The sequence below is a fragment of the Paenibacillus kobensis NBRC 15729 genome (assembly GCF_004000825.1).
Lineage (GTDB): Bacteria > Bacillota > Bacilli > Paenibacillales > Paenibacillaceae > Paenibacillus_T > Paenibacillus_T kobensis.
Map to the genome: position 1 here is coordinate 36,034 of NZ_BILZ01000006.1, position 12,189 is coordinate 48,222.

The 12,189-nt window shown below is 50.7% G+C and carries 13 protein-coding genes and 1 pseudogene; 3 read left to right on the forward strand and 11 right to left on the reverse strand.

Annotated features, from left to right (window positions below):
- Positions 1–48 precede the first annotated feature (48 nt).
- From PKO01S_RS05830 to PKO01S_RS05845, 4 genes are all read right to left on the reverse strand, one after another.
- Positions 49–768, reverse strand: coding sequence for a YebC/PmpR family DNA-binding transcriptional regulator (locus PKO01S_RS05830; protein WP_127530377.1), 720 nt, complete (start codon positions 766–768; stop codon positions 49–51).
- Positions 769–863: 95 nt separating this feature from the next.
- Positions 864–2,261: a protoporphyrinogen oxidase gene (gene hemG, locus PKO01S_RS05835; protein ID WP_127530378.1), complete on the reverse strand. Its 1,398-nt coding sequence runs from the start codon at positions 2,259–2,261 to the stop codon at positions 864–866.
- Positions 2,262–2,410: 149 nt separating this feature from the next.
- Positions 2,411–3,346, reverse strand: a complete 936-nt coding sequence (locus PKO01S_RS05840) for an aldo/keto reductase (protein WP_127530379.1) — start codon at positions 3,344–3,346, stop codon at positions 2,411–2,413.
- A 15-nt stretch (positions 3,347–3,361) separates the two neighbouring features.
- Complete coding sequence (locus PKO01S_RS05845) at positions 3,362–3,808, reverse strand: NUDIX hydrolase (protein ID WP_127530380.1); 447 nt, start codon at positions 3,806–3,808, stop codon at positions 3,362–3,364.
- Positions 3,809–4,046: 238 nt separating this feature from the next.
- Here PKO01S_RS05845 and PKO01S_RS05850 point away from each other — a divergent pair, with 238 nt between their 5' ends.
- A complete protein-coding gene (locus PKO01S_RS05850) occupies positions 4,047–4,631 on the forward strand; it encodes a GNAT family N-acetyltransferase (protein ID WP_127530381.1) in 585 nt (194 codons plus the stop codon).
- On the opposite strand, the gene PKO01S_RS05855 is transcribed toward PKO01S_RS05850, so the two are convergent.
- From PKO01S_RS05855 to PKO01S_RS05865, 3 genes and pseudogenes are all read right to left on the reverse strand, one after another.
- The gene (locus tag PKO01S_RS05855; RefSeq protein ID WP_127530382.1) at positions 4,628–5,467 is read right to left on the reverse strand and encodes a DMT family transporter; all 840 of its coding nucleotides are present in this window, start codon (positions 5,465–5,467) and stop codon (positions 4,628–4,630) included. The two genes, PKO01S_RS05850 and PKO01S_RS05855, sit on opposite strands and share 4 nt — an antisense overlap.
- A 67-nt stretch (positions 5,468–5,534) precedes the next feature.
- A pseudogene (locus PKO01S_RS05860) lies at positions 5,535–5,669 on the reverse strand (WecB/TagA/CpsF family glycosyltransferase); the annotation flags it as partial.
- Between the two features lie 11 nt (positions 5,670–5,680).
- Complete coding sequence (locus PKO01S_RS05865; RefSeq protein WP_127530384.1) at positions 5,681–6,598, reverse strand: LysR family transcriptional regulator; 918 nt, start codon at positions 6,596–6,598, stop codon at positions 5,681–5,683.
- Positions 6,599–6,756: 158 nt separating this feature from the next.
- Here PKO01S_RS05865 and PKO01S_RS05870 point away from each other — a divergent pair, with 158 nt between their 5' ends.
- Entirely contained in the window at positions 6,757–7,230 is a 474-nt protein-coding gene (locus PKO01S_RS05870) for a GNAT family N-acetyltransferase (RefSeq protein ID WP_127530385.1), read from the forward strand.
- Positions 7,211–8,179, forward strand: a complete 969-nt coding sequence (locus PKO01S_RS05875; protein WP_127530386.1) for a metallophosphoesterase family protein — start codon at positions 7,211–7,213, stop codon at positions 8,177–8,179. Before PKO01S_RS05870 ends, PKO01S_RS05875 begins: the two co-directional genes overlap by 20 nt.
- 21 nt (positions 8,180–8,200) lie before the next feature.
- On the opposite strand, the gene PKO01S_RS05880 is transcribed toward PKO01S_RS05875, so the two are convergent.
- The 4 genes from PKO01S_RS05880 to PKO01S_RS05895 all read right to left on the reverse strand — a co-directional run bounded on the left by PKO01S_RS05880 (position 8,201) and on the right by PKO01S_RS05895 (position 12,163).
- Positions 8,201–9,136, reverse strand: a complete 936-nt coding sequence (locus PKO01S_RS05880) for an HPr kinase/phosphorylase (protein ID WP_127530387.1) — start codon at positions 9,134–9,136, stop codon at positions 8,201–8,203.
- Between the two features lie 80 nt (positions 9,137–9,216).
- Positions 9,217–9,378: a paeninodin family lasso peptide gene (locus PKO01S_RS05885; RefSeq protein ID WP_127530388.1), complete on the reverse strand. Its 162-nt coding sequence runs from the start codon at positions 9,376–9,378 to the stop codon at positions 9,217–9,219.
- A gap of 28 nt (positions 9,379–9,406) precedes the next feature.
- On the reverse strand, positions 9,407–11,341 hold the full coding sequence (locus PKO01S_RS05890) for an asparagine synthase-related protein (protein ID WP_127530389.1): 1,935 nt from the start codon (positions 11,339–11,341) through the stop codon (positions 9,407–9,409).
- A gap of 183 nt (positions 11,342–11,524) precedes the next feature.
- The gene (locus PKO01S_RS05895) at positions 11,525–12,163 is read right to left on the reverse strand and encodes a sterol desaturase family protein (protein ID WP_407669631.1); all 639 of its coding nucleotides are present in this window, start codon (positions 12,161–12,163) and stop codon (positions 11,525–11,527) included.
- Between the last annotated feature and the right edge of the window lie 26 nt (positions 12,164–12,189).

Consider the following 12,189-nt stretch of genomic DNA (forward strand, 5'->3'; position numbering starts at 1 on the left):
TATACCTATAGAAAAACGGCTGCTGTATGTACAGCAGCCGTCTGCAGCCTACTCCAATTCTACGTTGTGGTACACTTGCTGAACATCCTCGAGATCCTCAAGAGCGTCGATCAGCTTCTCGAACGAAGCTGCCGCAGCATCGTCCGGCAAGGAGACATAGTTTTGCGCAAGCATCGTAATCTCTGCAACGACAAACTCGGTTACGCCTGCATCCTTCAACGCTTGCTGAACCGCGTTGAATTGATCCGGCGCAGCGTAGATCATAATCGTCTCATCTTCTTCCTCGATGTCGCGTACGTCTACGTCGGCTTCCAGCATTACTTCCATGATTTCGTCAAGCGACTTGCCTTCAACGCCGAAAACAGCCGTTGGATCGAACATATAAGATACCGATCCGCTGACGCCCATGTTGCCGCCGCTCTTGTTGAATGCGGAGCGAACGTTCGGCGCCGTACGGTTAACATTATTCGTAAGCGCGTCGACGATAATCATCGAACCGCCGGGACCGAAGCCCTCATAACGAAGCTCCTCGTAGTTCTCATCGGAGCTGCCTTTCGCTTTCTCGATCGCACGGTCGATAATGGCCTTCGGAACGTTATACGTTTTGGCACGCTCAAGTACGAATTTCAAAGCGCTGTTCGATTCCGGATTCGGCTCGCCCTTCTTCGCGGCTACGTAAATCTCGAGACCGAATTTAGCGTAAACTTTACTTGTGTTAGCGTCTTTCGAAGCTTTCTTCTCTTTAATATTGTTCCACTTACGACCCATGATGCGCCTACTTTCTAAATTAATCTATATACGTATATTATAACGACTTTCCGCCGTGTTGGACAACTGTTAGCTTCTTATTACGTAATATGCTGCTAGGCGAGCGTTATTCGATCCGCGATCCGGCGGGCCGTCCGTTCTCCATTCGCCACGCAATCTGGAATGCCGACGCCGTAATACGAGCAGCCCGCGAGCAGTACGTTCGGGAACAACTGTTCCATCTTGCTCTCCAACGATGCGACAATCTGTGGATGGCGAATGTGGTAGTTCGGCATCGTATCGTTCCATTTCGTCACATCGTAATAGATCGGCGCCGCGTCGATGCCCATCGCATCCTTCACGTCTTGAACCGCAACCGTCAGCAGTTCCGCATCGGTCATGCGGGACAGCTTCTCGTAAGCAGGCTTCGAGCTTTTATAAAATAACCGGACGAGCAGCCGGCTGGAAGCCGACGTATGCTCCCACTTGCGGCTTGTCCATGTGCAGGCATTGCACACAAGCTTGCTGCTGTCAGCCGTAATAAAACCGGTGCCGTCTGCCGGCAGACGGCCATCCGGCACATCGAACCCGATGTAGACGCTAATGAGCGAACTGTTGCGAAGCTCTGCAAAATCGGCATTCAGCTGCTCTGCGCCAAGCAGCGATTGAGCTGCGGTATGGAGCGTGCCGAGGACGATATGGTCGGCTTCGATTGTTTCGCCATTCGCCAGGATGACGCCATAGCGATCGTCCATTCGGTCAATCCGCTCGGCGCGCACTCCTTTCCGAAACTCCACTTCCCCGGCAAGCCGCTCCTCCATCCGGTCGATCAGCGTGGACAGTCCGTTCTCGAACGAATAAAACTTCCGGTCGCCGCCCTTCTGCAAGATGCTTCGGTTCGCCTCCAGCCCTTTCATAATGCTGCCGTGCTCATTCTTATAATCCAGCAAGTACGGGAGCGTCGATGCAATCGTTAACTCCATCAAGTCGCCGGAATAAACACCGGACAGAACAGGCGCGATTTGTTTCTCGACCAATTCCTTGCCAAGAAACGCCTCCAGGAAACGTCCGATCGAATCCTGTTTAGTGAAGCTCGTATTCGGCGTATAAAAGTCTTTCAGCGCTTCCACTTTGCCTTCGGTGGATACTAACGTGCTGCTGACGAGCGATTCGATTGTCATCGGAATGCCGAACAGACTGTCCTTCGGGATGAGTTTCAATTCGCCGTCGACATGGATATACGATTTGCCGGTCGCATTGTAGACGAGCTCCTCCTGCAAGCTAAGCTCTTCGAGCAGCGGATCCATATTCGTCTTGCGGGAGACGACGGAATCCGCTCCCGACTCCATAATGTATTCGCCTTGCCGAGTGGTTCTGATCTTGCCGCCGAGTTCTCGGCTTCCCTCCACGACGACAAGTCTGACGGGCGATTGCGCGCCGCGCGTGTATTGGTTCAAATAATAAGCGGTCGACATCCCTGTCACACCGCCTCCAATGATGACGATTGTTGTCATTGTATACACCTCGAATCGAATGGCGTCCTATTGCGTAAGCTCTTATTATTCTAGCAGTAATGCAGATGCCCTACAAATGGGCGGAACGCGAAAAACCCGCTATAACTGCGGGTTTTTCGTGAACGTTATGTGGCAAATTTGCGACGCTCTTACCAGCCAAGCTGCTGGAATTGAATGTCGGTGCTCCACAGCTGCTCCAACTGAAGCACCTGCTCAGCCGGCATAACGCCAGCGCTAGCCGATACATTCTCGATCAACTGCTGCACGCTGCGCACACCGGGAATGACGGTCGCAATCTCCGGGTAAGCGAGAATGAATCGAAGGGCGGCAACGGTCATCGACGTGTCCTCCCCGATAATCGACCGGATTCGGTCGACGATCGCGCCGCGCTTCGCAATGATTTCCGGTGACCAGCGTTTACGTACGCCTTCGAATGTACTTCCGCTGTTGTACTTGCCGGACAGCCAGCCGGAATCGAGCGGCACCTTAACAATGAGGCCGATGTTTTTTTCCTTCGCCAGCTTGAACGTCTCCGCCGTCTCTTGGTACATGATGTTGAACATGACTTCGATCACGCCTACGTTTGTCTTGCTAATCACTTCAATCATCTCTTCACGGCTGTCCACCGAAGCGCCATAGGCAAGCAGCTTGCCTTCCCGCTTCAGCTCATCGAACACATCGTACTGGCCGAACTTGCCGTCCAAGTGGTCAAAGGGCGGATTATGGATCAGAATTGAATCCAAATAATCGGTCTGCAGCCGCTTCAAGCTCTGCTCTACCGATTCACGAATGGCGCTTGCAGAGTAGTCGGTTACGCCGTCCGCGCCATGTCCGAATTTCGTATTGATGACGACTTCATTCCGCCTGCCGCGAATCGCTTGTCCAAGCAATTCCTCGCTGGCTCCGCGTCCGTAGCCAGGCGCCGTGTCAAAAAAGTTCATTCCCCGCTCGATCGCCTCATGAACGAGCTTGACCGCCTCCGCGTCGTTCATAGACTCCCAATCTTGCTTATTGCCAAGCTGCCACGCCCCAAAACCGACTTCTGACACTTGCTTGCCTGTGTTTCCATATGGTCTTGTATTCATTGTCATCTCCCTTTCTCATAATCCGATATTGCTCTTCAGCCCTTGATAGCTTCCCGCATCCGGGAAACCATTCGCAGCGAGTGATTGGAACCGTTCGGAGAAACCACAGCTTACCAACTGATCAATGGGCACCATCACGACGTCTTGAATTGGATTCGCATCGAATTCGTTCGACGGCAGCCGGATCTCGCCGCCGATGCGTTCAAGTTTGAATGTAATATGGAGCAAAGACGGAACTGCATCCGGTTTATCGCAAATGTAGAGGAGCTTCACAACCTTCGTCGCAAGTCCCGTCTCTTCTTCGATCTCACGCACAATGGCCTCTTCAAGCGTCTCGCCTTGCTCGACTCTTCCGCCTGGCAGTGACCATCCTCGGCTGGCATTGACGTTCTGCTTCACTAACAGTATCGAATCTTCCTCGATTAGAATGCCCGTTACGCGAACCTGCAGCAGATTGTTCATCGCTCTCTCCCTTAGTATGAAATAATCGACAACCTATCATACTACAGGGTCCCTATAAATGGTAGATGTGAAGAGAGCTAGACAGACAAACGCTGTCTTAACGTAACCATCCATTCCGGCTCATGCTCCCATAGAAAACGTGATGATGCACTTTCCGTGGTTCAGATTACCATTTTAGATTGAACATTGGGTTCGCTCATGTTATATTATTCAGAAAATTTCGACAGGAGTGATCTTCATGACAACCGAGCCTAGTAATCCAATCTTGTTCTCGCTGCCAGAACAGTTCGACAGCGAACGGCTGCATATTCGTGCCCCGTTGTGGGGAGACGGCGCAGCTCTGAATGAAGCGGTTATCGAAAGCCTGGAACAGTTTAAGCCCTGGTTTCCATGGGCACAATCGATTCCGTCCGTAGAAGATTCCGAAGCAACGGTTCGAAGAACGCGTCTCCAATTTTTGGAGAGAAGCGATTTGATGCTGCTCCTTACCTCGAAGCAGGACGGCCGGCTTATCGGCGGCAGCGGACTTCATCGAATCGATTGGCCCGCTCGGAAATTCGAGATCGGCTATTGGGTGCGAAGCACTTGCAGCGGCCAAGGCTATATTGCAGAAGCGGTAGCTGCCATAACGCAATTTGCTATTCAGGAACTTCATGCGAACCGTATTGAAATTCGGTGCGATTCCCGCAACACCCGCAGCGCCAAAGTCGCAGAACGTTCCGGCTATACGCTTGAAGGTGTTCTGCGTTCGGAGAAATGCGCTGAAGACGGCTCGCTGAGGAATACGATGATTTGGGCTAAAGTGAGAGGAATCGAGTTCTAAGCGAATCCAAGCAGGATCACCCCTGCTGTAATGACTAACGATGCGGCGATTCTCCTCTTCCCCTGCTCTTCCTGCAAGATGAAAATGCCCATTAATGTACCGAATACGGTGCCGATTTCTCTCATTGGGGCTAATTGCGAGACCGGAGCGAGAGACAAGGCATACAAGAACAGCAAATATCCCCCGGGCGCCATCAGTCCGCCAAGCAGCATAATGCGCCAATTGGTCTTCCACTCGATCGATATGCCCTTTGCCTTCACAGCCGCCCATGACAGGATGAGAAAGTTGCCGACATTCGTCGCTTCGTTCAGGACGACGGCCGACGTGTATTCAAGCGCGATTTTGTCGATGATGATATAGCTTGCAATGCAGATGCCAACGGCTAACGCTAATAAGGGGGCTTTTCGGGACGTTTTCTTCTTGAAGCTCATGCCGCTTACCGATCCGATGCCGATGACGATGCCGAGTACTCCTGCCCAGCCCACTAGATGCAGATGCTCGCCAAGCACCAGCACGCCAATAATCGGCACGAGCAGCGGACTTGTTCCTCTCATAATCGGATAGACCTGCGACATGTCGCCAACCGAATAAGCAGCAGCAAGTAGAATAACATATAGACCGTGAACGGCCATCGAAGCAACAATCCAGCCTGCGCCGCCACCGGTGAATGATGTGCTGTCCCATTCTGCGATAGCCCAAGGCAAGAACAGGATCATGGCAATGAGCTGGCAGAACCATAGAAAGATGTTTTTGTTAATGCTTCGCTTCGTATACAAGTTCCACACCGAATGCAGAACCCCCGAACCGAGCACGAGTGCGATTGCTGTTCCGTACATAGAAGCCCTCCTGCTAATAAAGCTAATAAAAGAAGAACCGAGTTCGTCGGTTCTTCTTTTATTGATATTACCGGCTACGATACAATAACGCCTTCACCGCGAACCGGGGCAATACTAACTGCCGCCGCCATCTGTGCGGCTGTTGAATGAGACGGTAAAGCCATTCCACGTTCAACTTTTGCCACAGTACAGGGGTCTCTTTCGCCCATATCTTCATTCCGCCTTTGCTGTATCATCAACTTCGTGTTCGTGCAAACTGCTGCGTATCAAATGGATAAACGATTGGACAAGCGGCGGCGTCGGAACGTCATTCGCCGTACAAATCGCGATCGGACGCTTCAGATCGATGCCAGGCACGAATACACGGCATACTTCGCCTCGCTCGACGAACTCGCGGACAGCCATAGCGGATATAAGATTCGCCCCGTAACCGGCACTGACCGCCTTAATCGTTTCATGTAAGCCGTTGAATTGCATGCCGATTCTCGGCTGCCTCACATTATAGGTTCGGCACATGGACAAGAACCGCTCGCGTGTCGAGCTTCCGTCTTCACGGATGACGAACGTCTCCTCCATCATGTCGTGCAACGATACTTCGCGGTTCGCGAGCCGATGTCCGGGCGGAACGACAAACCACAGCTCGTCGTCCATCACCTTCTCCCAGCGAACGTTAGGAAGCTCCCATCCCCCGCCGATGACGGCAACGTCAGCGGTATGGCGATTTAGCAGTTCGAAAGCCTCTTCCGTATTCCCGGTCAGAACCGTGATACGAACATCTTCATGATCAGCCTTGAACCTGGCAATACATTTGGGAAGGAGAGCCGTCGCTGGCAGATAGGTTGCCGCTATCGTCAGTTCTCCTATTGCTCCTCCAGCTATTTCTCTCATTCTCGCCATAATGTCGTGCTCTACAGCAAATAGCCTGCAGGACATACGATACAATTCCTCTCCGGCGTAAGTCAGGGCGATACCCCGCCCTTCCGGCTTCACGAGCGAGATTCCAAGCTCCTTCTCCAAGCTGCGTAAATGTTGGGTTACGGCCGGTTGGCTAATGTGCAACTGCTCCGATGCTTTCGTCACACTTCCGTACTGGGCAACGGAGTGGAATATTTTGAGCGCATGCAAGTTCATGGATAACACCTGCCTCCGCCGGAATTCATTAGTTAAACTTATGATTTTCTCATTATTATATATTAGTTTTTCCATATTGGCTGTATTAATTTGTAATTAGAAAAGAGCTCTTGCTGCAGTAGATCAACATACTAAAGTTAAACTGGAGGATGGCAAGCATGAACAGTAATGACCGAATCCGCGAAGCTACTGAGTCCGATATTTCGGTTCTATGTACGTTAATGGAAGAATTGAGCGGAAGCAGCTTAACGGAGGAAGAAATGCGCAATCGAATGAAAATGATTCAAGATAGCCGCACCGATTCGCTCTATGTCTATGAAGAGGACGGCGAGGTGCGCGGTACGTTAGGTTTTCGAGTGAAAGAGAATATTCGCGAGATTAGCCGTTACGGGGAAATCTGTATCGTAATCGTCAAATCCGAGCATAAACGGTTCGGTATCGGCAAGCGGCTGATGGCATACGGAGAACAATTGGCACAGCAGCTCGGCTGCAAAGCGGCTTATCTCAATAGCGGCTTCGGCCGCGCAGAAGAAGCGCACCTGTTCTACAAGGCGCTGGGGTATGAAATAACGGGGTACAGGTTCGTCAAAACGCTTGAGAGGATCGATCCCAATGACTCGATTACACTTTAAAACGGACGGCAGTTTCAAAATCGTTCAGTTCACGGACATTCACTGGCACGATGGCCAAGCAGAGGATATTCGCAGTCTGCAGCTGATGCGCGGTATACTCGGTCAGGAACAGCCTGACTTGATCGTATTTACAGGCGATCTGATTCACAGCGAGCTTACCGCATCGCCGTCAGAAGCTTTTATACAAGCGGTCTCAGCGGCAACAGGAAGCAGCATTCCATGGACATTCGTGTTCGGTAATCACGATGCAGAGGAAGGCATTACGCGTGATGCATTGATGATGTTGGCGAAACAACTCCCCCATTGCCTGGCGGAAGCAGGCCCATCGCTCATTCACGGCGTTGGCAATGCCTTTCTGCCGATCTACGATTCCGAGCAGTCCGGCCGCATTCGTACCGCCCTATATTTGTTCGACTCTGGCAGCAAGGCGCCCGACTCGATCGGCGGGGCTGCGTGGATTGAGCACAGTCAAATCGAGTGGTATTTAGAACATTCACGCCAGCTGCAGGTGACTAACGGAGGTACACCTGTCCCTGCACTCGCCTTTTTCCACATTCCGCTGCCTGAATACAACGACTTATGGGATTTCAGTATTGCTTATGGCATCAACGGTGAAGGCGTCGGTTGTCCCCGCCTCAACTCCGGGCTCTTTCATGCTTTCCGCAGCAGAGGCGATGTGTCCGGTGTATTCGTCGGGCATGATCATCTGAACGATTACTGGGGTCAGCTGCATGGTATCCGTTTATGCTATGGCCGTTACACCGGATTCAACGCGTATGGTCAGGATGGCTTTCCCCGCGGAGCGCGCATTATCCAACTGAATGAGGACGCTCGCCATTTTTCAACTTGGCTGCATCTTGAAGAAGGCACTATCGTACACGAGCAACCGAAGCACGAGCCTGCTGCACAGGCTTTATGGCTACAGTGTAAGAAGCGCATTGTACAGTAGCAGATATCAGCCTCTCCTTACTTACGGCGTAACAGTGACTCGAACAGTATCCATGATGAGTTCGACTAATTGCTGTACGGTTGAACGGTCAATCGGACGGCGGAGACGGTAGATGGGCACTTGCGAAGCGACTTGCGTTATTGAAGAGAAATGCCATTGCTGCGCGTTAATCCGCTCGACTAGGAAGCTGCGGAATGTATGTTTGCGCAGAACGGCTAACCGCTCGAGCGGTTGATAATTCGAGAGTTCAATTTCGCCGTCAAGTGTTTTATCAAGCTCGAACAAGCCGGCTAAAGGAATCGGCTGGGAATAAAATTGTTCTTGGACTGGAATAGCGAATTTGTCAGAATAAATTTTGTTATATCCGTCCGCATCCATGTTCAATTGATCGATGCTGCTTTGCCACAGCTTCTGCTGCGGATAAGCCGGACTGACAATCGGACGGCCCGTATCCGTGTCAATGCTTACTGCAATGACATCGTCGGTAACAAGAGGACAACCCTGTTTCAACAGCGCCGCTGCGAGTGTCGACTTGCCCGCACCGGAATCGCCGACGAATGCATAGCCTTGCCCGCCGATGACAACGACGCTCCCATGCAGCGGCAGTACACGTCTCTGCATAAGTACCATGCCCATGCAAGTACCGAGCAAATAGAGACGAATCATTCGAGAATCCGCCCCCTCGAACGGCGACACGATAATTGACCGTCCTTCTTGCACGGCGAATATCGCCACATCGGGCACAAGCATTATAAACTGCTGGTCAAAGCATGCGTAATAGCCCTTCTCCGGACCTTTCGACCGCCAGTCTTCCGTTAAATCGCCAGCCTTTATTTCAAGATCAATGATTGTACCGGACCCATTGGGCTTCATAAGTTCAGGCATCGCGATCTCGCTCGCAATGATAAGTCCGAACGCTTGATAGACCTCAACTTTATTCGCCTTATTCTCTATCATCTTTAGACCCACCTCATTGTAAAAGTGAAGTATTATGCCCTTATAAGCAATAGGCTTATAAGGGCATCACATCACGTGAATTAAGAAGCGGCCAAGCAGCCTACGTCGATAATGTCATCCGGATGCTTCGCATCGCATTTGTTTTTATCGATGATGACGCCGCCTGCACCGTGCATCGTCATATTGACGTCAAGCACTTCCAAAGCCGGAGCTTGCCATTGCTTCAACGCTTTATTTTCCATGGGTATCACCTCCTTTCCATGCGCCAGACTATGCCAACTGTTTCAGGAACCGGTATACGATCAGGCTTCGCATTAACATTCGGGCATCAGAATCGTACGCTTGATCAGGTCTCGGCGCCGATCCAATCACGTCTCTCGATTTCTTTATTTGTTCGATGTTCAATATTTCCGCGTATCGGCGGTCTTCGCATAACGAATTGAGCTCATCCATGATCAAATTCCAGGACGGAATTACGCGGTGAAGCCAGTCCGAGCCTTGAATGCCGCGAAGCCGCTGATTCAACCTCACTTTATCCGGCAAATACCCTTGCGTTGCTCTACGAATGAGAGAACGGTCGATACCGTCTTGTACATATTGTTCAAGAGGAACAGATAAACAGAACTGAATAACGCGAGGATCATAAGTCGGATCCCGTTCCCAAATTGCATAATTAAGCGATAGCTGGGTTCCTAATGTTCCGGACATATGCGGGAATACGAGCCGGCGGAATTCGTTCTCTCGCGCTTCGATAAAATTCAACTTGCTGTCAGGTGAACCGACCTCGACGTTATGCAACTGTTCGAACACCTTCGTTTTCCTTGCATAATCAGGGTGAATTAATGAAGGAAACGACTTGGCAAGAGTCGCGGAAGATTTGTCCAACATGGGAAAAGCGGTTGGTACGATCATTTGAAGCAAATGCTTTCTTCTTATTTTCATCTGACTGCCGTAAAGCTTAAGCTCCCGGTACAACTTCGGCCATTTTAACCGTTTCAGCAAATGCCCATAATAATCGATACCTGAACCCCACGATACCGATAAATTGCCTCCAGAGCCTGTCAGCAAGATGCCCACGTCATCCTGCTTCGCACGCTCGAATATTCCTCTGAGCCAATGCGAGTTCTCGAAGCACTTGTAAGGAGCATTCAGCATTTCAAGCCATGGCATAACTTCGGTTAGCGGATTGACTTCCGCAAAGTCGAGATACTGGTGCTTTAACGTTCGGACATGCTGTACCGTCGCTTCTATGTAAGGGCTTTCATTAGCAAATCTGCGTCTGGAGCTCCAATCGATAAAATCAGATGGCGGTATGCTGCTGTATGTATGAAGCGTCTTTCCTTCACGGCTAAGCTGCTCTGCCGCAAAGCTGACGACAGCTCCCGAGTCCAGCCCTCCGCTTAAGCTGGAACCGACTTGCCGATAGGTACGAACCTTCGATGCTATTGCGGTCTGGAATACTTCGCGGAACGCTTCCTCGTATTCCCCGTTCGACCGGAATCGAATGGATTTCCCTCGAAATTCAAAAGCGTTATACTGCGCAAGCTTCAGCTTCCCGTTCGCGACCATGAACGAATGGGCAGGCGGCAGGTGTTGGATCCGGTTGTAAGCCGATAAGTTCACATCCGCGACTTCTAGCATCGTCGGTATCGCTAGAAACTGCGCAAGCCACGTTTCGTTCAATTGTTTCTTCACGCCTTCGATCTCGAACAGCGGCGGAATGACCGTGCTGAAAGCGAACTTCTTTTGATCATAATAGTAATGGAGCGTCCGATTGCCCAGCATATCCCTTGCTCCGAATAGCTGCTGTTTGTTCGCATCCCATATGACGAAAGTGAAGTCGCCGATTAAATATCGCGGTGCTTCCTCCCCCCACTTCACATAGGCAAGCATGATAAGCTCGCTGTCGGTTATGTTCTTCCTTCTCGGCCACTCGATCCGCAGCCGACCGAACAGTTCCTCCCGGTTATCAATAATAGCATCGGCCGTGATCGCGAGATTATGGCCAGCGCTATAATAGGGCAGTTTCTCATTCACCGATTCAGGCGTTACCCATTGTGCGTGGCAGCCCATTCCGATCAAGCCCCCGTGCCAAGTACGAACATCATTGGCCGGATATCGTTGCAAAGCAAGCATCATTCGCTGAGGCAAGTCATATGGAACGGGTTCAGCTGTTAGATGCAGGACTCCGATGATAGCACTCATATGCTCCTCCTCACCTATTAAATCGATAGAGAATATAGTTCCTTACGACTAGTTGAATTTATCTTATCACACTTGCTACATTTTGTAACTATTTATTTTTAAAAAGGGTCAATTTTGCTCTGTTAGGTTACGAAACGTATCTATTAGGTGAAAGAAAAAACGTCTGCTCGACGTCTATTTCCTCTATTCCATATGCTCTCCGCGCCGTTCCAAATCTTGGACCGTATCGCTTTTCGGCACTTCCTTCTCGTTCTTCAGCGTTCCGAACAGTACATCGACGAACGGCGTAGATACTCCGTACCAGTAATTCTCATTCTTGTAGTGATGCAGCAGATGGGTGCGTTTGACCCATTGACCGAGCTTCGTCGCCGGTTGTATCGGACGATGGGCGACATAATGCTTCCATTCATAGATGAGCAGCATCGCGACTAAGCCAGCGGCGAATGCGAGCGTCGAGTTAAAATTCCCGAATAGGAAGTAGAACAATACAGCAAACACCGTTAAGTTCGGCAAGCTGTACCATACGGGCAAAAACAGCAGTTTCAATTCGGACGGGCGAGTATGGTGATCGTAATGTAAGCGCTTTAATATTTTCAAAAACAAAACGTTCTTCGGCGCCTTCAGATGAAAGAGAAACCGGTGTGTCAAATACTCACTGAACATGAAGGCGACCATTCCGATAACCCCATAGAGCACGCTTGACAGCACCAAACTTTGAATCCATAACGCTGTTGCCAATACGACTAGCACGAATGACATGATGACGACATCGAGATGAAGAAAAAAGGGCCGGTATAACTCTTGCTTCGGTTTGTTAGCCACGCCTTCGTGACCCCACCCCTTCCCTG